At 58.7% G+C, this 22,785-nt stretch carries 23 protein-coding genes; 21 read left to right on the top strand and 2 right to left on the bottom strand.

The window, feature by feature from the left end; all coding sequences use genetic code 11:
• Nucleotides 1-62 precede the first annotated feature (62 nt).
• The 8 genes from C8R14_RS00465 (at nucleotide 63) to C8R14_RS00430 (ending at nucleotide 8,931) form a co-directional block, all read left to right on the top strand.
• Entirely contained in the window at nucleotides 63-2,339 is a 2,277-nt protein-coding gene (locus C8R14_RS00465; protein ID WP_011633237.1) for a DEAD/DEAH box helicase family protein, read from the top strand.
• 695 nt (nucleotides 2,340-3,034) lie between these two features.
• A complete protein-coding gene (pilL2, locus tag C8R14_RS00460) occupies nucleotides 3,035-3,505 on the top strand; it encodes a PFGI-1 class ICE element type IV pilus protein PilL2 (protein ID WP_441338200.1) in 471 nt (156 codons plus the stop codon).
• Nucleotides 3,502-4,152 carry a hypothetical protein gene (locus tag C8R14_RS00455; protein ID WP_011633235.1) on the top strand — a complete coding sequence of 217 codons (651 nt, stop codon included), beginning with the start codon at nucleotides 3,502-3,504 and terminating at the stop codon, nucleotides 4,150-4,152. Before pilL2 ends, C8R14_RS00455 begins: the two co-directional genes overlap by 4 nt.
• Before the next feature lie 14 nt (nucleotides 4,153-4,166).
• Nucleotides 4,167-4,895, top strand: a complete 729-nt coding sequence (locus tag C8R14_RS00450) for a TIGR03759 family integrating conjugative element protein (RefSeq protein ID WP_011633234.1) — start codon at nucleotides 4,167-4,169, stop codon at nucleotides 4,893-4,895.
• Nucleotides 4,877-5,467: a transglycosylase SLT domain-containing protein gene (locus C8R14_RS00445; RefSeq protein ID WP_011633233.1), complete on the top strand. Its 591-nt coding sequence runs from the start codon at nucleotides 4,877-4,879 to the stop codon at nucleotides 5,465-5,467. The genes C8R14_RS00450 and C8R14_RS00445 overlap by 19 nt, the downstream gene beginning before the upstream one ends.
• The gene (locus tag C8R14_RS00440; RefSeq protein ID WP_011633232.1) at nucleotides 5,464-6,006 is read left to right on the top strand and encodes an integrating conjugative element protein; all 543 of its coding nucleotides are present in this window, start codon (nucleotides 5,464-5,466) and stop codon (nucleotides 6,004-6,006) included. The genes C8R14_RS00445 and C8R14_RS00440 overlap by 4 nt, the downstream gene beginning before the upstream one ends.
• Before the next feature lie 4 nt (nucleotides 6,007-6,010).
• Nucleotides 6,011-8,185, top strand: coding sequence for a type IV conjugative transfer system coupling protein TraD (gene traD, locus C8R14_RS00435; RefSeq protein WP_011633231.1), 2,175 nt, complete (start codon nucleotides 6,011-6,013; stop codon nucleotides 8,183-8,185).
• Nucleotides 8,182-8,931 carry a TIGR03747 family integrating conjugative element membrane protein gene (locus C8R14_RS00430; RefSeq protein WP_011633230.1) on the top strand — a complete coding sequence of 250 codons (750 nt, stop codon included), beginning with the start codon at nucleotides 8,182-8,184 and terminating at the stop codon, nucleotides 8,929-8,931. The genes traD and C8R14_RS00430 overlap by 4 nt, the downstream gene beginning before the upstream one ends.
• Nucleotides 8,932-8,983: 52 nt before the next feature.
• On the opposite strand, the gene C8R14_RS00425 is transcribed toward C8R14_RS00430, so the two are convergent.
• The gene (locus C8R14_RS00425; protein WP_207204479.1) at nucleotides 8,984-9,802 is read right to left on the bottom strand and encodes a TIR domain-containing protein; all 819 of its coding nucleotides are present in this window, start codon (nucleotides 9,800-9,802) and stop codon (nucleotides 8,984-8,986) included.
• A gap of 504 nt (nucleotides 9,803-10,306) precedes the next feature.
• Here C8R14_RS00425 and C8R14_RS00420 point away from each other — a divergent pair.
• Genes C8R14_RS00420 through C8R14_RS00380 form a run of 9 tightly spaced genes read left to right on the top strand, consistent with a single transcriptional unit; the run spans nucleotide 10,307 to nucleotide 17,922 of the window.
• Nucleotides 10,307-10,639, top strand: a complete 333-nt coding sequence (locus tag C8R14_RS00420; protein ID WP_441338199.1) for an integrative conjugative element protein, RAQPRD family — start codon at nucleotides 10,307-10,309, stop codon at nucleotides 10,637-10,639.
• Entirely contained in the window at nucleotides 10,636-10,869 is a 234-nt protein-coding gene (locus C8R14_RS00415) for a TIGR03758 family integrating conjugative element protein (protein WP_011633226.1), read from the top strand. The genes C8R14_RS00420 and C8R14_RS00415 overlap by 4 nt, the downstream gene beginning before the upstream one ends.
• A gap of 14 nt (nucleotides 10,870-10,883) precedes the next feature.
• Nucleotides 10,884-11,243 (top strand): TIGR03745 family integrating conjugative element membrane protein, encoded by a 360-nt coding sequence (locus C8R14_RS00410; RefSeq protein ID WP_011633225.1) that lies wholly within the window; start codon nucleotides 10,884-10,886, stop codon nucleotides 11,241-11,243.
• An 11-nt stretch (nucleotides 11,244-11,254) separates the two neighbouring features.
• Nucleotides 11,255-11,653 carry a TIGR03750 family conjugal transfer protein gene (locus C8R14_RS00405; protein ID WP_011633224.1) on the top strand — a complete coding sequence of 133 codons (399 nt, stop codon included), beginning with the start codon at nucleotides 11,255-11,257 and terminating at the stop codon, nucleotides 11,651-11,653.
• Nucleotides 11,650-12,330 (top strand): PFL_4703 family integrating conjugative element protein, encoded by a 681-nt coding sequence (locus C8R14_RS00400; protein WP_011633223.1) that lies wholly within the window; start codon nucleotides 11,650-11,652, stop codon nucleotides 12,328-12,330. The genes C8R14_RS00405 and C8R14_RS00400 overlap by 4 nt, the downstream gene beginning before the upstream one ends.
• On the top strand, nucleotides 12,327-13,229 hold the full coding sequence (locus C8R14_RS00395; protein ID WP_011633222.1) for a TIGR03749 family integrating conjugative element protein: 903 nt from the start codon (nucleotides 12,327-12,329) through the stop codon (nucleotides 13,227-13,229). Before C8R14_RS00400 ends, C8R14_RS00395 begins: the two co-directional genes overlap by 4 nt.
• Nucleotides 13,219-14,616, top strand: a complete 1,398-nt coding sequence (locus tag C8R14_RS00390; protein ID WP_011633221.1) for a TIGR03752 family integrating conjugative element protein — start codon at nucleotides 13,219-13,221, stop codon at nucleotides 14,614-14,616. Before C8R14_RS00395 ends, C8R14_RS00390 begins: the two co-directional genes overlap by 11 nt.
• The gene (locus C8R14_RS00385) at nucleotides 14,597-15,031 is read left to right on the top strand and encodes a TIGR03751 family conjugal transfer lipoprotein (RefSeq protein WP_011633220.1); all 435 of its coding nucleotides are present in this window, start codon (nucleotides 14,597-14,599) and stop codon (nucleotides 15,029-15,031) included. Before C8R14_RS00390 ends, C8R14_RS00385 begins: the two co-directional genes overlap by 20 nt.
• Nucleotides 15,031-17,922 (top strand): conjugative transfer ATPase, encoded by a 2,892-nt coding sequence (locus tag C8R14_RS00380; RefSeq protein ID WP_011633219.1) that lies wholly within the window; start codon nucleotides 15,031-15,033, stop codon nucleotides 17,920-17,922. The genes C8R14_RS00385 and C8R14_RS00380 overlap by 1 nt, the downstream gene beginning before the upstream one ends.
• Before the next feature lie 311 nt (nucleotides 17,923-18,233).
• Here C8R14_RS00380 and C8R14_RS00375 read toward each other — a convergent pair whose 3' ends face one another.
• The gene (locus C8R14_RS00375) at nucleotides 18,234-18,653 is read right to left on the bottom strand and encodes a MerR family transcriptional regulator (protein WP_011633218.1); all 420 of its coding nucleotides are present in this window, start codon (nucleotides 18,651-18,653) and stop codon (nucleotides 18,234-18,236) included.
• 66 nt (nucleotides 18,654-18,719) lie between these two features.
• Between C8R14_RS00375 and C8R14_RS00370 the strand changes: the two genes are divergently transcribed.
• The 4 genes from C8R14_RS00370 to C8R14_RS00355 all read left to right on the top strand — a co-directional run bounded on the left by C8R14_RS00370 (nucleotide 18,720) and on the right by C8R14_RS00355 (nucleotide 22,554).
• Entirely contained in the window at nucleotides 18,720-20,846 is a 2,127-nt protein-coding gene (locus C8R14_RS00370; RefSeq protein WP_011633217.1) for a heavy metal translocating P-type ATPase, read from the top strand.
• Nucleotides 20,847-20,908: 62 nt separating this feature from the next.
• The gene (locus C8R14_RS00365; protein WP_011633216.1) at nucleotides 20,909-21,403 is read left to right on the top strand and encodes a copper chaperone PCu(A)C; all 495 of its coding nucleotides are present in this window, start codon (nucleotides 20,909-20,911) and stop codon (nucleotides 21,401-21,403) included.
• Nucleotides 21,404-21,448: 45 nt separating this feature from the next.
• Nucleotides 21,449-21,898, top strand: a complete 450-nt coding sequence (locus C8R14_RS00360) for a disulfide bond formation protein B (RefSeq protein WP_011633215.1) — start codon at nucleotides 21,449-21,451, stop codon at nucleotides 21,896-21,898.
• A complete protein-coding gene (locus C8R14_RS00355; RefSeq protein WP_011633214.1) occupies nucleotides 21,895-22,554 on the top strand; it encodes a DsbA family protein in 660 nt (219 codons plus the stop codon). Before C8R14_RS00360 ends, C8R14_RS00355 begins: the two co-directional genes overlap by 4 nt.
• Nucleotides 22,555-22,785: the final 231 nt, after the last annotated feature.

Here is a 22,785-nt window from a genome sequence, read left to right as displayed (position 1 = left end):
CCCCTGGGGCATGTCACCGCCCCTTGGGGGAGGTGCATGCCCCATTTTTATGGAGCATCACCATGAATACGCAACTCGAAGCGACAACTGTCGCAGAAACCATCCACACCGACGAGCAGGCAGATGTCGCAGAGTCGGAACTGTCGTTCAGCTTGCAGGACTTCGTCGAGGAGTTCGGCGACGAACTGCTGGACAGCCTGAACCGGGCCAACCCGCCTGTCTATAACGGTACGCCTCGGCCCGAGCGTCAATTGGTGCTCGCAGCCCTCAAACGTCAGCTTTTCCCGGCTCAGGCCGAAGTCGTGCATGCGGCAGCGGAGTTATTGGTGAATCAAGGCGAACGCGCCGCGATCATCAATGGCGAGATGGGCACCGGCAAGACCATTGTCGGCATTGCGCTGGCAGCCGTTCTCAATGCGGAAGGCTATCGCCGCACCCTGGTTCTGAGCCCGCCCCATCTGGTTTACAAGTGGCGCCGGGAAATTCTGGAAACCGTCGCAGGCGCCAAGGTATGGGTGCTCAATGGCCCCGATACCTTGCTCAAGCTCATCAAGCTGCGCGAGCAAATGGGCGAGGAGCCGACGGGTCAGGAGTTTTTCATTATTGGTCGGGTCCGTATGCGCATGGGTTTTCACTGGAAACCCGCATTTATGCGTAAACGGACACGCGATGGCGTCATCGGGGCCTGCCCACACTGTGGGACGGAAATCACCGACCTCGATGGCGAGCCAATCAATGCCTTGGAGCTGGAGGCCGAAGAAACTCGTCGTAAGTGCAATGTCTGCACCGAAGCACTCTGGACGTTGATGCGTCCTAGAACATTATCCGGCAACGATCAATCCTCAGCAGTGCTTCGCGCTTTAAAGCGTATTCCAACCATCGGTGAGGCTACCGCACAAAAACTGATGAAGATGTTCGGTGACAGCTTCCTGGCCTCGATGCTCGGGGACAATCTCCACAACTTCATCAATTTGATGGATGACCGAGGAGAGCTGGTGTTCTCTGATCGGCAAGCGCAACGGATGGAACGCGCGATGTCCAGTATGGAGTTCGGCTTTGGTGAAGGTGGCTATCAGGCCTCCGAGTATGTCAAACGCTACTTGCCACAAGGCACGTTCGACTTGCTTATCGCTGATGAAGCGCATGAGTACAAGACAGGCGGTTCAGCGCAAGGTCAGGCAATGGGGGTGATTGCGGCCAAGGTCCGTAAGACGGTGCTGTTAACCGGCACGCTCATGGGCGGCTACGCGGACGATCTTTTTCACCTTCTATTCCGGGCATTGCCTGGGCGAATGATTGAAGATGGCTACCGTCCAAGCAGCAGCGGCAGCATGAGTTCGGCCGCGATGGCCTTCATGCGGGATCATGGCGTTCTGAAAGACATTTTCTCCGAGACCGACGGGCCGGCCCACAAGACCGCCAAGGGCAGCAAGGTTTCAGTACGAACGGTCAAAGCCCCAGGTTTTGGTCCGAAGGGCGTATTGCGTTGCATCCTGCCGTACACGATATTCCTAAAACTTCGCGATATGGGGGGCATACTGCCGCCGTATGTCGAGGAATTTCGGGAAGTCGAGATGGATGCCGAACAAGGCGATACCTACAGCAGTCTGGCTGCAAACCTGACTTCGGCACTCAAAGAAGCCCTGCGCAAGCGGGATACCACCTTGCTGGGCGTTGTACTTAATGTATTGCTGGCCTGGTCCGACTGTTGCTTCAGAGCGGAAACAGTTCGTCATCCGCGTACCCGTCAGGTGCTAGCGTTCACACCAGTTCAGTTTAACGAACTGGAAATCATGCCCAAGGAGCGCGAGCTGATCGACATCTGCAGGGAGGAAAAATCTGCAGGACGTAAAACCTTGGTCTATTCCGTTTATACCGGCACACGCGACACCACCTCGCGTCTGAAGATATTGCTGGAGCAGGAAGGTTTCAAGGTGGCGGTATTGCGCGCAAGCGTAGATGCTTCACGCCGGGAGGACTGGATTGCCGAGCAGCTTGATCGGGGTATCGATGTCCTCATCACTAATCCCGAGTTAGTCAAGACGGGGCTGGATCTTCTGGAGTTCCCCACGATTGTATTCATGCAGTCGGGCTACAACGTGTACACCCTGCAGCAGGCTGCACGCCGTTCATGGCGTATCGGCCAAAAGCTAGCCGTGCGGGTGATCTATCTGGGCTATGCAGCCACATCGCAGATGACGTGCCTAACCCTCATGGCCAAGAAGATCCTGGTCTCACAAAGTACGTCGGGAGACGTGCCAGAGTCTGGGCTTGATGTACTGAATCCGGACGGTGATTCCGTCGAAGTAGCATTGGCCAGGCAGCTTGTCGCGGCCTGATTGTTTTTTCACACCGGCGCCCTGATGGGCGCCGGGTTTCTTTGTGAGAATGAAACAATTGTTTCGTCAGTTGTGCTGACTCAGAGCCGATGTGGCACGTACAGTCACAACAGTTAGAATTGAATTCGTACCTACCGCTTTCGACCGAGGCTGTGTGAAAACGCGATTCACTGACGATTTCAAGGGTCCTTGACCCCTTGCCGAGGCCAAGAAAATCGATCTTACGGCAATCTGAGAGGTCGATATTGCAGACGTCCTTGACGAGCGAGCGTTTTCACACAGCCTCGGTCGCAGGGCGACATTGAGATAGACTTCTACGTGCCCTGCATCATCGGACAGTCAGCATGCTACAGCGTAGCTCACCATGAGAAGTGAAAATTGTGAGCTTTTTCAATTACGTTCCACTTCTGCTCTAACGCATCCATCCAATATCCCCTCTGGGAGTAATTAGTAGGTATTAATTAACAATAACAGGTGCCGCTGACAAAAATGCGGCACGCAGCCAGTTCGCATTGATTGCTGACCCTACCCGACCTACCGGCGAAGGTATCAGTTCCTCCGTATAAGAGAGCTGAACCCCTGCCATGCAATCATTCATCCCCTCTCGAAGCTTTTTTGGTTGCAGCCTGCTCACTGCAGTAGCTTTGGCAAGTGGCTGCACCACCATGTCGGAGCCCGTTGAACCGCAGCCCCTGATGGCAGTGCCCTCTGAGGCTTCTGAACCAGCACCGCCAGAGCTGATTCCGGTTATGCGATATGGTCGCTACACCTTGGTCGAGCTTGCGCCAACGGCGGCGCAGCGCGACCTATTTTTGCAGACCGTCGATGTATCCATGCCTGAGAATGCTCGTGCATCGGTGGCCGACGGCCTGCGCCATGTCTTGAAACGCAGCGGCTATCAGCTTTGTCAGTTTGACTCAGCGACCACCGAACTCTACGCGCTACCTCTACCGTTGGCCCATTTGCATTTAGGGCCAATGACTTTGCGCGATGCGCTGCTGACGTTGGCGGGTTCCGCCTGGGAGCTGCAAGTCGACGAGGTGGCACGGCAAATCTGCTTTGTTCGATCCAACCCCAGTGATATCGAGCAGGAGCCTACTAGTGGCATGCCTGCCAGCGAGCCGGTACTGACCTTTCCCGTCTCGGTGACAGGAGTTCGGGCATGAAGGGCGCAAAGAATACCTTGCGTGGCACGGTCGCGGTAGGCTTGCAGGGCCTGCTCTGGGTCTGGTTGGTCGCACTCAGCATACTGGTCGGAATTGGGTATCGTGCCATGACAGGCCTCGCTGAGCAGGCGCATGTCGATTCAGGCCTGCGACAGGTTCAGGTGCTGGAGGCGCGGATCGTCGAATTGGCTGAAAGGGTGCAAATGCTCGACGCCCAGCCCGAATCCGCGACAGTCGCCTCACTGTACGAGACGCGCCAACACCTCGATGCACGTCTTACTCGAATGGAGCAGGCGCTGGCCGACCGTTCGGACGCAGAGGCGTTACGGGCACTGCATACCGAAGTCGAGCAGCTCAAAATCCGCTCACAACCCGCTCCGGCAGTGCCGCCGCCACCAACTAAACCCGTCACGTCTGTGGCTGCGACTGCGCGGCAATCCCCGTTTCCGTTTCGTGTCGTCGGTTCAGAAATGCGGGCCGGCCAGCGCAGCGTTTCTGTCGCGCCTGTAAAGGGTGAGCTGACAGCGGACAAGATTCAAGTGGTTTTGCCCGGCGAAGCAGTGGGGCAGTGGCGATTGCAAGCCATTGAGGCGAACACCGCCGTGTTCCAAAACGGTAAACAGACCCGCCGTCTGGTCATCCCTTGATCCGGAGCCAAGCCATGAAACCACAGATCACCTTGGCGCTTGCCCTATTCGCAGGATTGCCCCAGTGGGTGTCGGCCCAACCAGCCTCCCAGCAAGACTCCATCATGCAGCCATCGCGCACCGGTCAAAGTCAGATCGAACAAAGCCGCGACGAACGCCTGGCACGGGACTGGGGATTGGGTGCAGAGGAGTGGGCACGTTTTGAAGAGCTGATGGATGGCCCTTTGGGGATCTATTCGCCTAACCTTGATCCGCTTTCGGCCCTGGGCGTTGAAGCGCGTTCGGAGGAGGAGCGGCGGCGTTATGCCGTACTACAGGTACAGGCGGAAGCACGTCGCGTCGAGAAGTTGCTGGCCTACCAACGCGCCTACGACGACGCGTGGCAGAGGCTACACCCCGGCTTGCCGCGGGTTAATCTTCCCGATGCAACGCCTGGCGGCATGTCGATTGCAGGCAGCGGGCGCATGGCGATTTTCGTGAAGGACGAGTGCGCAAGCTGCGGTTCGCTCGTGCAGCGTTTGCAGGCGGCAGGCAGTGATTTTGACCTTTATATGGTCGGTAGTCGTCAGGATGATGCCCGCATCCGTGATTTGGCCAAACGTATGCAAATCGACCCAGCCAGGGTACGCAGCGGCACTATCACTCTAAATCACGACGGGGGGCGTTGGCTGTCGCTCGGTCTGTCTGGCGACCTGCCTGCCGTTGTGCTTCAGGTGAATGGGCAATGGCAGCGACAACCCTAAGCCCGGTGCAGCCCCTGTGGGTGCTGCTGTTGGCGGCTGGTCTGCTCACCAGTCACGGGTATGCTCAGGAAGTCCCCCCTCCCGCCTATCAGTTGGCAGCTCAGCGAGTAGGCATCCCATCGACGGTGCTCTTTGCCGTGGCCCTGCAAGAAAGCGGCATCCGCCGCGACAACCGCATCATCCCTTGGCCTTGGTCGCTGAATGTAGCGGGTCAGTCGTACCGTTATGCCACGCGCGCCGAGGCTTGCACCGCTCTGCTCCAGACGCTGAGGGAGGCTGCGCCCACCCGCGTTGATGTGGGCCTCGCGCAAATCAACCTGGGCTATCAGAAACACCGCTACAACCGCCCGTGTGACCTGCTCGACCCCTACGCCAACTTGGCAATTGCCGCCGCCATTCTGCTTGAGCAGTACAAGCCGGGTGAGGATTGGCTGTTGGCAATGGGTCGTTACCACCGTCCAGCAGGCGGAGAGCCGGCGGCGCGTTATCGGCGCAGCGTTTCCCGGCACCTGAACCGTGTGCAGGGTTCGCCCGGCGCGTCACGCGCCAGCTATCTGGAGAGTTCACAATGAAATCCATTGCTCTGGCCGTGCTCGGCCTGTGCGTCCTGATCACCGCCACACCTTTGTCAGCCCTACAAGCAGCCGAACCGTTGATTGTGGTGGAAGATCGCGGTGGCGTATCGGCGTTACCGTACTACGAAGCGCTTAACCTGCAGCCGCGCACCAGCGGCATACAGCGTCCACCTGTTCCCATTCCCCAGCTGCCTTCAACCATCGACGGTGAAGCCCAGATGCTGCCCGTGCGTAGCGCGAAGCTCACGCCGGGCGCGGTTGTGCGTCGGGTGATTGAGGCACCGGGCCTACAGCCGTTTTTCTTAATTGGCGACGATGAGACGTCGCATGCCTGGCTGCGTCGCCATGCGGCAAGTCTGCACGAACGCAATGCGGCGGGTCTCGTGGTCAATGTCGAGACGATGCAAGGACTAGAGCGCTTGCGGACGCTGGCTCCCGGCCTGCAGCTCTGGCCTGTATCGGCTGACGATCTGGCCGAGCGGCTGGGTCTGCACCACTATCCCGCATTGATTACGGCCACTGGCATCGAGCAATGACAATATGGCGCAGACCCAGCCGGTTGAGGTATTGCTGCGTCCCGCCGTGGAGCTATACACCGTGGCGGTCTGTACCGGCGCCGCGATTTTGTGCGTGGTGGCCCCGTGGGCGCTCGCGCTGAACCTAGATATTGGTATCGGTAGCGCTCTGGCGTTCGCTGTCTTCGGTGCCATTCGGTTTCGACAGGCACAGGCGATATTGCGCTACCGCCGCAACATTCGACGTCTGCCACGTTATGTGATGACCAGCCGCGATGTGCCGGTCAGCCAGCAGCGGCTGTTCATCGGCAAGGGCTTTTTGTGGGAACAGAAGCATACGCATAGGCTGACGCAGACATACCGGCCTGATTTTCGCCGCTACGTCGAGCCGACTTCGGCTTATCGACTGGCGCGGCGCTTGGAAGAACGTTTGGAGTTCGCGCCATTTCCCTTATCTCGTTTGGCGCAGCTTACGGCATGGGATGTGCCATTGAATCCAGTGCGCCCACTGCCGCCGGTCGGCGGTTTGCCGCGGTTGCATGGCATCGAGCCGCATGAAGTGGACGTCAGCCTGCCCTTAGGGGAACGCGTCGGTCATTCGTTGGTGCTGGGCACCACACGGGTGGGCAAAACGCGGTTAGCTGAGCTTTTTATCACCCAGGACATTCGACGCAAGAACCACGTGGGTGAACATGAGGTCGTCATTGTCTTCGATCCGAAGGGCGATGCCGATTTGCTCAAACGCATGTACGTGGAGGCCAAACGCGCCGGGCGAGAAGGCGAGTTTTATGTGTTTCACCTAGGTTGGCCGGACATATCCGCGCGTTACAACGCGGTTGGCCGATTCGGACGGATTTCCGAAGTGGCCACCCGCATTGCGGGCCAGCTCTCGGGCGAGGGCAACTCGGCGGCGTTCCGAGAATTTGCTTGGCGCTTCGTCAATATCGTCGCGCGTGCGCTGATCGAACTGGGACAGCGCCCGGATTATCTGTTGATCCAACGGCACGTGGTCAACATCGATGCGCTGTTCATCGAGTATGCCCAGCATTATTTCGCCAAGACCGAACCCAAAGCCTGGGAGGTCATAGTTCAACTTGAAGCACGACTAAACGACAGGAACATCCCCAGGAACATGATCGGACGCGAGAAGCGTGTGGTCGCGCTGGAGCAGTACCTGAGCCAAGCGCGAAACTACGACCCGGTACTGGACGGTCTGCGTAGCGCCGTTCGCTACGACAAGACGTATTTCGACAAGATCGTGGCAAGCCTCTTACCCCTGCTGGAAAAGCTCACCAGCGGCAAGATCGCTCAACTACTCGCGCCAAACTACTCGGACCTGAACGACCCCAGGCCAATCTTCGACTGGATGCAAATCATCCGCAAACGGGCGGTGGTCTATGTGGGTCTGGATGCGCTGTCCGATGCCGAGGTCGCCGCGGCGGTGGGTAACTCCATGTTTTCTGACTTGGTATCGGTGGCGGGCCACATTTACAAGTTCGGCATTGACGATGGCCTGCCTGGGGCCAATGCGGGTCAGAAGGTGCCGATCAACCTGCATGCGGACGAATTCAACGAACTCATGGGCGATGAATTCATCCCGATGATCAATAAAGGAGGCGGGGCTGGCATTCAGGTCACCGCCTACACGCAGACTCTGTCTGACATTGAAGCGCGTCTTGGCAATCGCGCCAAGGCGGGTCAAGTGATCGGCAACTTCAACAATCTATTCATGTTGCGCGTGCGCGAGACGGCGACGGCCGAGCTACTGACCAAGCAATTACCCAAGGTTGAGGTCTACACCACCACGGTCGTTAGCGGCGCCACCGACAGCTCTGATATTCACGGTAAAACCGACTTTACCAGCAACACTCAGGATCGCATAAGCATGACCAGTGTGCCGATGATCGAACCCGCGCATATCGTCCAGCTCCCCAAAGGCCAGTGTTTCGCGTTGATGCAGGGCGGGGCACTTTGGAAGGTTCGTATGCCGTTGCCAGCGCCTGATCCCGACGAGAACATGCCGCAGGATTTGCAGCAGCTCGCCGAGTACATGCGCCAGAGCTATACAGAAACCGGTCAGTGGTGGGAAAATACCGGCATCCCTGGGTTGCAGGAGCAATCGCTGCCCGATACGCTGCTGGACGACGAGCCCGTGGATGCGGCAAGCGGCAGCGCCGAGGACAATGAGGCAGCGCCATGAGCGATGCAGCATCCACGGCACAACAACAGCAAAAGCGCCGTCAGGGGGTGTTAGCCAGCATCATAGGCTTACCGCTTCAGCTCTTCGGCGTGTTAATCGGGTCACTGCTAATTTCCATCCTGGTCGAGTGTGTGGGTATGCACCTGTTCTGGAAGGAGCAGGGTTGGCGCCACTCGCAGTCGATGCTGCAGTATGAGTTGAGCCACTTATCAAGCCACTTCAGACGTAGCGTCATCGTGCGCGAGCCTGGGCGTACCGCACACCAGTTGGTGGACACCGGCCATGAATGGATTTTTGTGAAAACCGGCGTGGGTGACCGGATGAGCCACACTGCCGATCGTGCCCGCGTTCCGAGTCAAAGCGGTACCAAGAACTTTCGCTATTACCTGAGCCAGGCTTACGTCTGGTCGGAGCGTTACCTGATTGCCGCGGCCTTCACCACGCTCACTTTCTTGGTGCGATTACTGATCTTGGTGCTAACCTTGCCGTTGATCCTGCTGGCGGCGTTCGTTGGTCTGGTCGATGGATTGGTACGCCGTGACGTGCGAAAGTTCGGCGCGGGTCGTGAATCGGGGTTCTTTTACCACCGCGCTAAAGCGTCGCTGATGCCGCTGGCCGTACTGCCCTGGGTGGTCTATCTGGCGTTGCCTATATCTCTACACCCTCTATTAATCCTACTGCCCAGCGCCGCGCTACTGGGGCTGGCGGTGAACCTGACAGCGGGGAGCTTTAAGAAGTATTTATAGTCGGTGGCTTCTCGCCAGCATTGCAAGGGCCAGTGGGTCGTTGGTCAGGGTGCTAAATCTGAATTAGCCCTTCGCGTTCTAAAACCAATCGAATGTCCTCGAATTTTGAAGCGATATCTCCTTTTGGAAACCTAATTTGTCCAAGTCCTTGAATATTGCTGAATTCTTCGCACCCTTCCTCAAGAAGGACAATCGCCTTGGTAAAACCTAAGCGTCCTTGGAAAAGGCCGACTTCGTGGATGACGTTCGTTCTTGCCTCTATCTTCCCGTCGGCTTGTTCGTCCTCGGCAGTCATAACAACAAACGCGATGGCTGCAGCATCGAGCATCTCGTTCAGCCGATGGGTGTTTGTGATTCCCGCTACCGGGACTCGGTTAAATTCATCATAAGGCAATCTCATGCGCTCAACGATGAAGTCCTTCAAGTCACGCCAGACTTTCGATCTACCGTGGCCAATAAAAACATTTGTTCCAACCAGAGATTGTTTTTCCATCCGTGTTTTGACTCGTAAGAGGTAGGAGTGTGCTTTTTTTGCAAGAGGTAATAGCAGAGCGCAAGCCGCCTTAGGGCCAAGCATTTCAAAAACCTGGCTTTCCACCGAACAATGAGGCGGGGTCCAAATGCCTTGATTAACCGCAAGCATATCCCGAGTAGTGAAATTCCTTTTTGGTGCCCGCATGGCGATAAAAACATCTCCACGCAAAATTTTTATCCCAAGAAGTTCGTCCAATAGGGATTCGTAATATTTATCACTTGTGTTGGAAATTAGCGCTCGGAGCATTGACTCAATCTCCAACTTTGCTGAGTCAAAAGTACTGGCTGTTTCCCCAGCGAGCTGCTGTACATGGCCCAAGTCTGGGTGATCAGCCAATTCGTTTATATGCAGTACGACCGTCTCATGCGTGTATTCAGCCCAGTCTCATGGATAAAGAGGTGTCCTTCCCCCATTCAGAACTGAAGTGGTGCCCCGGTGGTGGGGGCTGGAACCCTGAATAGTAAACAAGTGCTTGCCATCCTAACCACGACCCACCGTGGGAGCGCGCCACTGTTGCGATCGCCGATGTTAGTTTGTCTAAGGGACGGTTGATTTCCTCTTGGCTCCATGAGCGATCTACGCTTTCGAGATTGGATATTATTTCCTGCAAAACCACGGAATCGTTCATATTTCCTCGCATTTCACGTGTGCCGATACATTTTGTATTATACCGACGCAGTTCTTGCCGTAGATGGCCTGATTCGCCAAAACCGGACGCCCGCCAGTTCCTATTGTTTGCAGCCTGATTGCGCTTGCAACGTCACGATCATTCCATTGTTGATCTAACGAAGGGATGGGGCGATGGTGCTCTCGATTCGGTGTCGCGCCGTGCACGGCGGCGTGTCTCTCCTGCTCACAGCGGTCTTGGCCGTGCCGCTTGCGGCTCACGCCGATGTGCCAGCTCAGCGGCAAGACCTGGCTGCGGTCTTGCGCCAACTTGATGCGTTGGAACGATTCGTGGCACACAGTGCAGCGGCCACGCCCATCGTGCCGGGTGATCGTTACCACTTCGACTATCCGCGCTTGCTGGCCGACCTGGCCCGTGTGCGTACCGGCATTCAGTCTCATCTCACCCCATCGCGCGCTCAACCGCGGGATCTTACCGAGTTGGCGGGGGATTACCGTAGTGAGCGTGCGCCCCAGCACAACCCGTTGCCGCAGGCCCAGCCATGACCTCCGCTCAGATCAGCGCCTTTCAGGTCAATAGCAGTATTACGCCAGCCATCATGGCGACCGTCTTGGTCGGCTTTGTGTTCGCAGTGCTTTTGCTGTGGGGGGCCTGGGCCATTCGCACGGCCTACGTCGGCTGGGCAGAGAGCCGAATCAACCAGCGTCAGTTCCTGGGCGTCGTGGTGCGCTTTCTCGCCATATACGTCGTGCTGACATTTTTCCTCCTGTCCTGACTCAAGGATCTATCATGAAGACTCGCTTGTCATACCCCCGCCTTGTTCTCCGTTTAACGCTTGCTCTGAGCGCGCTCGCGCTACCTGGGCTGTCGTTCGCCCAGGGCTTGCCCACGTTGGAAAACCCGTCGCGCGGCACCGGCGGCGGCATTATGGAGACCATCCGCAACTACGGCTACGACATCGTGCTGTTGGTGGCGCTACTGGTCGTCGCATCCATGTTTATTGGTGTCTGCTACCACGCCTACGGTACGTACGCCGAAATCCACACGGGCAGGAAGACTTGGGGCCAGTTTGGCCTGAGTGTTGCAGTCGGTGCCGTGCTGCTCGTGGTCGGTATCTGGCTGCTCACCGAAGCGACGACAGTTCTGTAAGGAAACGGCCCATGTCCGAGCACCAGCACATCCGGTCCGATGGCACCGTGTCGTTTCTGCCGCATCGTCTTAATCGCCATCCGGTCGTGGTACGCGGTTTGACGGCGGACGAGCTGTGGATGTGCTGCGGGCTGTCGGGCGCGGTGGGATTATTGACGGGTGCGCCGTTGTCCTGGCTTTTCTCGACCATTGCCCTGGCACCGACCTTCATTGTCGTCGGCATTGCCTTGGGCGTGTTCGTCGGTGGTGGAATTCTGCGCCGCAAGAAGCGCGGCAGGCCCGACACGTGGCTGTATCGGCAATTGCAATGGCGCATCGCGATCTCATACCCGTTGCTGGCAGGCTGGGTGCGCGGCCATGCGTTGGTCACGCGCACCGGCTATTGGACAGTCCGAAGGGGCGTGCAATGAGCCGCTTCAAAAACGAAGTCGCGCACCTGCAGGCGCATATCAAAACCCTGCGCATCGGCGCAGTCGCGCTGCTGGTGGTGGCGCTGGTCATGGGTGGCGGGTGGTGGAGCGCCCCGCGCGATCTGACCATTCACGTGCCGCCTGATCTGCGATCGGGCAGCACCCGCAAATGGTGGGAAGTACCACCCGAGTCGGTCTATGCCTTCACTTTTTATGTGTTCCAGCAGCTTAACCGTTGGCCGACCAATGGCGAAGAGGACTACGCCCGCAACCTGCATGTCTTGTCGCCGTATCTGACGCCATCCTGCCGGGCATTTTTGCGGACCGACTTCGAGTACCGCCGCAGCACCGGCGAGCTGCGCCAGCGCGTGCGTGGCCTCTATGAAATCCCCGGTCGCGGCTATGGCGAGAACCCGAGCGCTCGCGTGCGGGTGATTTCTGACGACGACTGGATCGTAACGCTGGACCTGAGCGCGGACGAGTATCACGGTTCCGAGCAGGTCAAGCGGGCGCTGGTGCGTTACCCCATCAAGGTGGCGCGGGCGGACGTTGATCCGGCCCGCAACCCGTTCGGGCTGGTGCTGGACTGCTATGACAGCGCGCCGCAGCGAATTACCGTGCCAGCGTCAGAAACCCCAGCGCGTAGCGGCCTGGGACTGCAAGGAGATTCCCAATGAGCTTCAAACATCGAGTTCTTGCTGGGTTGGGCGTTTTGGCCTGGATGATGGCTATTCCTGCCCAGGCGGTGGAAATCCTGCGTTGGGAACGCCTGCCGTTGGCCGTGCCGCTGGTCGTCGGCCAGGAGCGCATTGTGTTTATCGACCGCAACGTGCGCGTTGGCGTGCCCGCCAGCATGGGGGAGCGCCTGCGGGTGCAAAGTGCCGGTGGCGCGGTCTACCTGCGGGCCAATGAGTCCATTGAGCCCACTCGTTTGCAGTTGCAAGACGCGGACACCGGGGAACTGATTCTGCTGGACATTGCCGCGCAACCGGCCAAGGACGGCGAGCCTGCACTGGAGCCGGTGCAGATCGTCGAGGGGAGTATCACACCCGAGCGCTACGGTCAGCAGGCGGTGGGCAACGCTATTGGCGCACAGACAGCCTCGGCTAAGTCCTCGCGGCGCGAAACCCCGGTGCCTGTAGTGCTCACGCGCCATGCCGCACAAAGCCTGTATGCACCGCTGCGTACCGTGGAGGCCGTACCCGGCATCATGCGCGTGAACCTACGCGGTGACCTGAACCTGGACACGCTGCTGCCGACTTTGCCGATACGCGCGGTCGCGTTGGCGTCCTGGCGGTTGGAAGATCAGTGGGTCACGGCGGTGCGCGTGAGCCATATCAACAGCGGCTGGCTGGAACTGGACCCGCGTGCGTTGCAAGGCGACTTTCTCACCGCCACCTTCCAGCACTCGGCCTTGGGGCCACACGGTACGCCCGAGGATACGACGGTCGTGTACGTGGTAACCCGTGGCCATGGGCTGGCGAAGTCGCTGCTGCCCGCCATTCAGCGTTTTGACCCAGCGGTGCATCTGCCCCATCTAATGCAAGAAGCGCAAGGAGACGGCCATGCGCAGTAACGGACTTCTCAAGTGGCTGATGATTCCGGTGGCCCTACTGGTGCTTTTTGCGGGTATCCGCCTGCTATCCGGTGGCGACACGACCCGTTCAGGCGCTGCGGGTTCCGGCAGTCAGCTCACGCCCGAAGAGATGCAGGCGCTGGGCATCGAGGGCGATACTCCGCACGATACTGTGGCGACGCTCGTGGCGCAGGTCAAGCAGATGCGCACCGAACTGCAGACGGCGCAGGCCGACAACAAGACACAACGCAGCGAGAACGCGCGTCTGCGCCAGCGCGAGACCGCCATTGACCAGCGCATCAATTCCGCACTGGAGTCGGAACGCAGCACCCTGCAACGCGACCAGGCCAAGCTTGCCAACGAACGCCAGCAGACCGAAGGTTTGTTGCAGGACTTGCAGCGCCGTCTGGAAAGTCTCGGTAATACCGATCTGCCCGTCGGTCTGGGTCTGCGCGAGGGGGATGCGGATGGCTTTGGGGCAGGTGCCGGTATCCGCTGGATTGAACCGGATGATGCCCAGCAGGTCGATGGCCGCAATCGCAGCAGTAGTCTGAGTTTTCCAACGAGTTTCGGCCCCGCGCAAAAGACACTGGAAACCACCGTCGGCCGCGTGGCCGACGCCGGTGCCAAGGCTGCCGGGGTGAGCTCCGCCAAGGCGGTCTATACGGTGCCGACCAACTCAACTTTGATGGGCTCAGTCGCCATGACGGCGTTGATTGGCCGCGTGCCCATCGACGGTACGGTCAACGATCCGTATCCCTTCAAGGTCATTGTCGGGCCGGACAATCTGACCGCCAACGGCATCGACATTCCCGATGTGGCGGGGGCTGTGTTCAGCGGCACCGCCTCGGGCGACTGGACGTTGTCATGTGTGCGCGGACAGGTGCGCAGCATCACGTTTGTCTTTCATGACGGTACGATTCGCACCATCCCTAAAGACAGCGAGCGAAATAATCAGCGCAACAACCAGGAGGATGGCCTGGGCTGGATTAGCGACCCGTTCGGTATTCCTTGCGTGTCGGGCGATCGACGCAGCAATGCTCAGCAGTACTTGGGTACGCAGGCTTTGATTACCGCCGCCGGTGCGGGCGCGGCATCGCTCATCGATTCAGACAGCGGACGGATGTCCTACGTGGGGGCCGACGGATCGATTGGCACCACAGGCATTACCGGCAACGAGGCCATGGGTCAGATTCTGGCCGGTGGCGTGCGGGACATGTCGCAGTGGGTCAACAAGCTCTACGGTCAAGCCTTCGCCGCTGTGTATGTACAGCCCGGCGCCAAGGTGGCCGTCCATCTGGAAAAACCTCTGGCCATCGATTATGAGCCGCAAGGGCGCCGGGTCGATCACCGTATAGGAGAAGCCCATGCGCTTGAACTCGATTAAGCCCTTGCTGCTGGTCATTACAGTAGTCACGCTCGCCGGGTGCGCCACCCACAAGGACGAGTTGCTGCCGCATGGTGGCCGGACCATGCAGGATATCTGGCACCAGGAGGCGGGTGAGGGCGGCAGCGGCCAGGTGGCACACCGTCAATTGCTCGATGTGCGCCAAAGCCTGCGCAGGCCACTGACCGAAGTCGATGTGCGCGCTGCCCCGACAGTACAGGCAAGCTACACCCGCACCGCCGCCAACGAAATCCAGCGCCAGTTCCACCGCCTGCCCAACCCGGATCTGGTGATGTACGTGTTCCCGCACCTGGCGGGCACCGACCCCGTGCCGGTTCCCGGCTACAGCACGGTCTTCCCGCTCTATCAGCGGGTGCAGTACGCCATGCCGGGCGAACGCGTGGAGGCTTATTAATGGCAGGTCGGTTTCCGTGGCATAAGCGCGCCAGCCCTGATGACGAGGTTGCCAACGCCGATCAGCCCGATCGCTGGCAGCGCCATATTCAGGCTCTGAACGAGGCGGGTATCCCCGAGCCGGGTGGGGCGGTCCACCGCAACCGACCTGCGACACAGGGGAACGAAGAGGCGTTGTACGGCGTGGCGCCGTCCTTTGTCGAACTGCTGCCGTGGGTGGAGTATCTGCCCGACAGCAGATGCATGTTGTTGGAGGATGGCCAATCGGTGGCCGCCTTCTTTGAGTTGATCCCGCTGGGCACCGAAGGCCGGGAGGCCGCATGGCTGGCTCAGGCGCGCGATGCGCTGGAGAACGCCCTGCAAGACAGCTTTGACGAACTGGACGAAAATCCGTGGGTCCTGCAACTCTACGCCCAAGACGAAACCAGCTTCGATGAGTATCTGAAGACCTTGCAAGGTTATGTGCAACCGCGTGCGCAGGGCACGCCCTTTACCGATTTTTACCTGCGATTTTTCGCGCATCACCTGCGAGCGGTATCCAAGCCTGGTGGGCTGTTCGAGGATACGGTGGTCACACGCCTGCCCTGGCGCGGCCAAAGCCGCCGCGTGCGAATGGTGGTTTATCGCCGCGTCACGGGGCAAACCGCACGGCGGGGCCAGACACCCGCACAGGCGCTGAACATCGTGTGCGACCGTCTGGCCGGTGGCTTGAGCAATGCCGGTATCCAGGCCCATCGCCTGGATGCGCCGCAGATCCACGACTGGCTGCTGCGCTGGTTTAACCCTCAGCCTCTGCTACTGGGACCAACGGCCGAGGACCGCGCGCGCTTTTACCAACTGACCGCCTATCCGCCAACTCAAGAACCCGACGACATCGAGTTGGCCAGCGGTCGGGATTTCAGCCAACGATTGTTCTTCGGCCAGCCGCGCTCGGATGTGTCCCAAGGCTTGTGGTACTTCGACGGCTTGCCGCACCGAGTCATGGTCACCGATCGTTTGCGCACGCCGCCGACAACGGGACACCTGACGGGCGAAACCCGCAAGGGCGATGCGATTAACACCTTGTTTGACCAGATGCCCGAAGACACGGTGATGTGCTTAACCGTGATCGCCACCCCCCAAGATGTGTTGGAGACCCATCTGAATCACCTGGCCAAGAAGGCAGTGGGCGAGACCCTGGCCTCGGAGCAGACACTGCGGGATGTGCACGAGGCCCGGTCTCTGATTGGTAGCGCCCACAAACTCTACCGAGGCAGTCTGGCCTTTTACCTGCGTGGCCGTGATGAGGCAGAACTTGATCATCGTGGCCTGCAATTGGCGAACGTGATGCTTAACGCGGGATTGCAGCCTGTACGTGAAGAAGATGAGGTGGCACCGCTGAACACCTATTTGCGCTGGTTGCCGTGCCTCTACAACCCGACGCTCGACCGCAAACAATGGTATACGCAACTGCTGTTCGCTCAGCATGCGGCCAATCTTGCGCCGGTGTGGGGTCGAAGCCAGGGCACCGGACACCCCGGCATTACCTTCTTTAACCGCGGCGGCGGGCCGATCACCTTCGATCCCTTGAACCGGCTTGATCGACAGATGAATGCTCACCTGTTCCTGTTCGGCCCGACCGGATCGGGTAAGTCAGCCACATTGAACAACCTGCTCAATCAGGTCACGGCCATCTACCGGCCAAGGCTATTCATCGTGGAGGCCGGCAACTCCTTCGGCTTGTTCAGCGAATTCGCCAAAAGGCTGGGTCTCACGGTCCACCGCGTCAAACTCTCGCCCGGCGTTGGTATTAGCTTGGCACCGTTCGCGGATGCTCGGCGCCTGATCGAGACGCCCAGCGACGTACAGACGCTGGATGCGGACGCCCTTGATGGCGAACCGACTGCTGATGGCATCGCGGAGACGAGCGCGGATGAGCAACGCGACGTGCTGGGTGAGCTGGAAATCACCGCACGGCTGATGATTACGGGCGGTGAGGACAAGGAAGAAGCCCGTATGACGAGGGCGGATCGCTCGTTGATACGTCAGTGCATCCTGGATGCCGCTCGACTTTGCCACAGGGAAGGTGGCGAGCAGCGCACGGTACTGACACGAGACGTGCGCGATGCGCTACGTGAACGCGGCCAGGACAGCACATTACCCGAAATGCGCCGCGCCAGACTGCTGGAGATGGCTGACGCCATGGACATGTTCTGCCAGGGCGCCGACGGCGAGATGTTCGACCGGCCCGGCACGCCCTGGCCCGAAGCAGACATTACCCTGGTCGATCTGGCGACCTACGCCCGCGAGGGGTACAACGCGCAGCTTTCCATAGCCTATATTTCGCTGATCAGCACCGTCAACAACATCGCCGAGCGCGATCAATTTCTCGGACGGCCCATTATCAACGTCACCGACGAGGGCCACATTATTACCAAAAACCCACTGCTGGCGCCCTACGTGGTTAAGATCACGAAGATGTGGCGCAAGTTGGGCGCCTGGTTCTGGCTGGCCACGCAAAACGTCGATGACCTGCCCAAAGCCGCCGAGCCCATGCTTAATATGATCGAGTGGTGGATTTGCCTGTCGATGCCGCCCGATGAGGTGGAGAAGATCGCGCGGTTCCGTGAGCTCTCACCCGCACAGAAGGCGCTGATGCTGTCGGCACGCAAGGAGGCCGGGAAATTCACCGAAGGCGTGATCTTGTCCAAGAGTATGGAGGTATTGTTCCGTGCTGTACCGCCGAGTCTGTATCTGGCTCTGGCCCAGACGGAACCGGAGGAGAAGGCGGAACGATTCCAACTCATGCAGCAGCACGGCATCAGCGAACTGGACGCCGCGATCAAGGTATCCGAAAAGATTGATCGGGCTCGGGGAATTGATTCATTGTCATGGGAGCCCATGCAGGACTGATTGTCATCCGCTTGATCAGCTTAGGGCAAAATGGGAGTGGCTAAGCTAGGATGCGGGGTTTGGCGGGGGCTCCCTGGTACAACTGAACTGATATAAGTTAAGCGCAGCAGCCTAATAACGAAAAAGCATGAACCTCTGGCAATAATACGGCGCGATAACCCGCCATCTACTGGCTCCGATTTGATCTGGCGGGCATTGCTCGGAGTGCCAAGCAGAAGACAACCCTTTGCAGTCATTTCGTATTGGTGATGAGCAGCCGACGTCTTTCCCTCCCGCTCTGCTCAATGCAGATAGGGGCTGGACTGTTGGGTTTATCGCGCCAGGCCGGCTGACGGCGAAAGTGACTCGATGATGCGGCATTCCGCCACCGTGCCACAACTACACTGATCGATCAAATTGTCGAGTTCAGCCTTCAAGGCGCGAAGGTCTAGGATCTTCTGCTCGACAGCCTTCCGATGCTCCATGGCGATCTCGTCAATCGCCGAGCAAGATCGCGACTTGTCGTCGGAGAGCGACAACAAGGTACGCACCTGAGCCAAGGAGAATCCCAGGTCTCGGGCCTTCCTGATAAATCCCAGTCGTTGCTGGTGGCTGGCTTCATAAGCGCGATAGTTACCCTTGGTTCGCTCGGGCTTAGGAAGTAATCCTTCCCGCTCGTAGTAGCGGATGGTTTCGATATTGGTTCCGGTTGCCCGAGCCAGAACACCGATGGTCAGTGTGCGTTGGTTCATAGGTTGACCCTGTAGTTACTACGGGGTTTATCATACTGCCATTATCAATTTTTTGTCGAGTCCACCATGTCCAGCGCCAAAGCCCTAAAGCTACGCATCGAGGGGATGGATTGCGGCGCCTGTGCAGTCAAGATAGAAAACGCCATGAAGCGGTTGCCTGGCGTTACCGATATCAATGTCAGCTATGGCCGGGAAAGTTTGGCCTTGTCATTTGATGAAGACCGCAGTAGCCAGCACAATATCGAAGCACAAATCCGTGCGCTTGGGTTTACACCGGTTCGCGAGGGGGCTGTTGGCACTCGAGCGTCAGCCGCTGAACGGGAGTCGCTGCCTTTCTGGGCCGGGAAAAAAGCCAAGTTAGTGTGGATGACGGGGCTGGCGTTCGCCGTAGCCGTTGGCATAGCGCAATTTTTCCCGCAGTGGGAGCGTTGGGCGTACTCCGCAGCCGCATTTGTTGGCATCATTCCGGTCGTTCGACGGGCCTACGCCAGTGCCATCACGGGAACCCCGTTCAGTATCGAAACGCTCATGTCCGTGGCGGCCCTCGGGGCACTCGCGATCGACGCCGCCGAAGAGGCGGCCGTAGTGATATTTCTATTTGCGGTGGGCGAACTGCTCGAAACGGTGGCAGCCGGGCGGGCACGTTCCGCGATCAAGGCACTCATGGATCTGGCGCCAAGACAGGCCATCCGCGAGCAAGACGGAAAACTTGAAACTGTGCCCGTAGAGCAGTTGGCGATTGGAGATATCGCGATCGTCAGGCCAGGCGATCGTGTGCCATCCGACGGCAGCGTGCTTGAAGGCATATCCGAGGTGAACGAGGCGCCTATTACCGGTGAGTCGGTGCCTGTGGCAAAGGAGCCCGGGGCGAATCTCTACGCCGGTAGCATCAACGGCAATGCGGAGCTGCGCATGTCGATCTCGCGCGCGGCAAGCGACAACACTATTGCGCGAATCATTCATATGGTCGAAGAGGCCCAGGAGTCCAAGGCCCCACTGGCGCGCTTCATTGACCGGTTCAGCAGCATTTACACGCCAGTAGCGATGGTGGTGTCCTTGCTTATTGTCATCGTGCCGCCGTTGTTGTTTGGTGGCGACTGGATGACATGGATCTATCGCGGCCTGGCTACTTTGCTGATTGCCTGTCCGTGCGCGTTGGTCATTTCCACTCCTGCGGCAATCGCCTCCGGCTTGGCTGTTGGGGCGCGGCGTGGGTTGTTGGTCAAGGGTGGAGCAGCCCTTGAAACACTGGGCAAGCTCAAAACGGTCGCGTTCGACAAGACTGGAACACTCACCGAAGGACGTCCACGCATCACCGACATCGTGACCCTTAACGGTACCGAGGACGAGGTGCTGGCTCGAGCCGCAGCGGTCGAGCGCAAGACCAGCCATCCCTTGGGAGCCGCTATCGTGGAGGCGGCTGAGGCACGAAATCTGGAACTGCCTCAGAGTTTTGGCGCGGCGTTGGCCATTCCTGGCAAGGCGGTTACGGCTCGTCTAAAGTCTGGGTTCGCCTCCGTTGGATCGCCGCGCTATGCCGAGGAGCTTGCTCCCATCGAGGAGTCAGTTCGGCAAACCATTTCCGCGCTCGAGCAAGCGGGTAAGACAGTGGTCGTGGTATTGGCCGGAAAACGGATTGATGGCTTAATCGCGCTTCGCGATGAGCCGCGCCAGGATGCTGCGCAGGCACTAAAGCGCTTGGCGGATATGGGTATCAAAACCGTCATGCTGACGGGTGACAATCGCCGCACCGGTGATGCCATTGGGCGGGCGCTTGGGGTCGGCGTGCAGGCCGAACTACTGCCCGAAGCGAAGCTGGCTGCTATTGACGGGCTCAAGCAGGATGGGCATGTGGCGATGGTGGGAGACGGGATCAACGACGCCCCCGCACTGGCTACGGCTTCAGTTGGCGTAGCCATGGGAGGCGGAACGGACGTTGCGCTCGAAACGGCCGATGCCGCACTGCTTCAGAACCGGGTCATGGGCATCGCGGATCTGATCGACTTGTCGCGCGCCACATTGGGCAATATCTGGCAGAACATCGGACTAGCATTGGGCCTGAAGGCAATTTTTCTGGTGACCACGATACTGGGCGTTACCACGCTTTGGATGGCTATCCTGGCGGATACGGGCGCTACCGTTCTCGTCACGGCGAACGCACTACGTTTGCTGCGCTACAGAAGCCAGGACTGAGCACTACGGCTTGATGACTAAGCTATATTTCGATCCATATTTGTTCTCTTAAAGGTGATCCATTGATCAGAGCACACTTCAGGCATTGCGTGATTATCGCGCTGCTGGCCGCAACCATTCCGACGGCTCAGGCGGCGGAACCCACCACCGTTACAGTTCACGACGCATGGGCACGTGCGACACCCCCCGGAATCCGGGTTGGAGGTGGGTACGTAACGGTGGCGAATACCGGCAAACAGGCCGACCGCCTTGTCGGTGCGAGCTCCCCGCTGGCCGAGAAGGCTGAGATTCATATTTCTGAAACCGTTGACGGTATGGCGCGGATGCGCCATCTGAAAGATGGGGTGAAAATCCCTGCCGGCAAGGAAGTGATTCTGGCACCAGGTGGCATACATCTCATGTTCTTGGGGCTGAAGCAAGCCATTGTCAAGGACGAGGTAGTTCCGGTCACACTACAGTTTGAGCGGGCCGGGGAGATTGATGTGCAACTGCGTGCGGCGCAGATCGGTTCGCTTAAGGCACCAGCCTCAACCGAGGATGCTACCCATGCGCATTAAAGTGGGATACCGAATAGTCCGTTGGTCTTCCGTTGAAAGCGCGTCATGATTGATGCCTCGATACAAGCCGCGCGCCAGGCCCGACGCGCGTGGGCCTGGCTGACGCTGTCATGGGTAATAGCGCTGGTTTCAACCTTGTCTGCGGTCTTCATCGGTGAAGTGTTGGGGCAGACGCCGTGCGTGCTGTGCTGGTACCAGCGGATATTCATGTTTCCGCTGGTCTGGGTACTTGGCCTTGCCAGCTACCGAACAGACTACGGTAGCTGGCGCTATGCTTTGCCGCTGGCATTGGTTGGCGGCGGGTTTGCTGGCTATCACACCTTGTTGTACTGGCGGGTGATTGAACCTGAAATCGTTGCCTGCTCGGCAGAAGCATCCTGCTCTGGTGCCGGCATGACAATCTTTGGCTCTGTGCCCCTGCCGTTCCTGTCATTGCTTGCATTCACGCTAATCGTAATTTCCCTTCTCTTTGTCCGCCATCACTCTAAAAAATGAATCGACGTCTTCTTGTTATCTCAATCTGCGTTTTATCCCTTATCGTGTTTACCGTGGCCGCATTTCTTTTGCGGCCAGCAAACTCACCGGTTCCCGCGTCTGTCCAAACGCCCATCGCGGCACAGGACCTGGCAACGCTGGTGCGCTTTCATTCACCCGTGATCGGGCGGCTTGACGCTCCCATCACGATCGTTGAATTTTTCGACCCCTCTTGCGAAGGGTGCCGCGCCTTCTATCCCCACGTCAAACAGATCCTTAGCAAGTACCCAAACGACGTACGGTTGGTGTTGCGCTATGTGCTGTTTCATGAAGGATCTGAGCAAACAGTGAGAATGTTGGAGGCTGCGCGTAAGCAAGGCCTCTTCCAACCCGTACTGGAGGCGATACTGGAGGCGCAGCCCGAATGGCACGACGACCCCAAGGTGACGGCAGCTTGGCGTGCCGCGGTGCGCGTCGGGCTAAATGAGGGGAGGGCACGTACTGACATACAAGAGGCGGCGATTAGCGCGCTAATCAAAATGGACGAGGCCGATGTCAACGCCGTGGGGATCAAAGGCACACCCACCTTTTTTGTCGATGGAAAGCGCCTGGCTAAGCTTAATCCGCAGGATTTGTTGAATGCTGTCGAGGGCGCGCTAGTGCTACAGCGAAAATAGCGGCCACGGTACGGGTTGGCCGCGAAGGCACAGCAGCGCGCCCGCGTCCGTTCTCGTCAGCCATTGATACGGTGATTCAGCCTCAACAGATTGTCCTTCTGGACATAAGCTTGCTACGCGGAAATTTGCGGCGTTGTTCCTCATAAATACCAACGGTCGCTTTTGGCCGAGGCTGTGTGGAAACGCAGAAATAAATCGCGTCTAGAAAAATTAACGAACCAGGACGCTCGA

This window comes from Nitrosomonas eutropha (assembly GCF_003201195.1).
Taxonomy (GTDB): domain Bacteria; phylum Pseudomonadota; class Gammaproteobacteria; order Burkholderiales; family Nitrosomonadaceae; genus Nitrosomonas; species Nitrosomonas eutropha.
The sequence above is the reverse complement of the archived record's forward strand: the minus strand, read 5'-3'. Positions and strand labels throughout refer to the sequence as shown.

Coding starts and splice junctions, on each gene's coding strand:
- C8R14_RS00465 (WP_011633237.1), top strand. CDS start 63: ATGAATACGCAACTCGAAGCGACAACTGTCGCAGAAACCATCCACACC.
- pilL2 (WP_441338200.1), top strand. CDS start 3,035: ATGGCAGTGCCCTCTGAGGCTTCTGAACCAGCACCGCCAGAGCTGATT.
- C8R14_RS00455 (WP_011633235.1), top strand. CDS start 3,502: ATGAAGGGCGCAAAGAATACCTTGCGTGGCACGGTCGCGGTAGGCTTG.
- C8R14_RS00450 (WP_011633234.1), top strand. CDS start 4,167: ATGAAACCACAGATCACCTTGGCGCTTGCCCTATTCGCAGGATTGCCC.
- C8R14_RS00445 (WP_011633233.1), top strand. CDS start 4,877: ATGGCAGCGACAACCCTAAGCCCGGTGCAGCCCCTGTGGGTGCTGCTG.
- C8R14_RS00440 (WP_011633232.1), top strand. CDS start 5,464: ATGAAATCCATTGCTCTGGCCGTGCTCGGCCTGTGCGTCCTGATCACC.
- traD (WP_011633231.1), top strand. CDS start 6,011: ATGGCGCAGACCCAGCCGGTTGAGGTATTGCTGCGTCCCGCCGTGGAG.
- C8R14_RS00430 (WP_011633230.1), top strand. CDS start 8,182: ATGAGCGATGCAGCATCCACGGCACAACAACAGCAAAAGCGCCGTCAG.
- C8R14_RS00415 (WP_011633226.1), top strand. CDS start 10,636: ATGACCTCCGCTCAGATCAGCGCCTTTCAGGTCAATAGCAGTATTACG.
- C8R14_RS00410 (WP_011633225.1), top strand. CDS start 10,884: ATGAAGACTCGCTTGTCATACCCCCGCCTTGTTCTCCGTTTAACGCTT.
- C8R14_RS00405 (WP_011633224.1), top strand. CDS start 11,255: ATGTCCGAGCACCAGCACATCCGGTCCGATGGCACCGTGTCGTTTCTG.
- C8R14_RS00400 (WP_011633223.1), top strand. CDS start 11,650: ATGAGCCGCTTCAAAAACGAAGTCGCGCACCTGCAGGCGCATATCAAA.
- C8R14_RS00395 (WP_011633222.1), top strand. CDS start 12,327: ATGAGCTTCAAACATCGAGTTCTTGCTGGGTTGGGCGTTTTGGCCTGG.
- C8R14_RS00390 (WP_011633221.1), top strand. CDS start 13,219: ATGCGCAGTAACGGACTTCTCAAGTGGCTGATGATTCCGGTGGCCCTA.
- C8R14_RS00385 (WP_011633220.1), top strand. CDS start 14,597: ATGCGCTTGAACTCGATTAAGCCCTTGCTGCTGGTCATTACAGTAGTC.
- C8R14_RS00380 (WP_011633219.1), top strand. CDS start 15,031: ATGGCAGGTCGGTTTCCGTGGCATAAGCGCGCCAGCCCTGATGACGAG.
- C8R14_RS00375 (WP_011633218.1), bottom strand. CDS start 18,653: ATGAACCAACGCACACTGACCATCGGTGTTCTGGCTCGGGCAACCGGA.
- C8R14_RS00370 (WP_011633217.1), top strand. CDS start 18,720: ATGTCCAGCGCCAAAGCCCTAAAGCTACGCATCGAGGGGATGGATTGC.
- C8R14_RS00360 (WP_011633215.1), top strand. CDS start 21,449: ATGATTGATGCCTCGATACAAGCCGCGCGCCAGGCCCGACGCGCGTGG.
- C8R14_RS00355 (WP_011633214.1), top strand. CDS start 21,895: ATGAATCGACGTCTTCTTGTTATCTCAATCTGCGTTTTATCCCTTATC.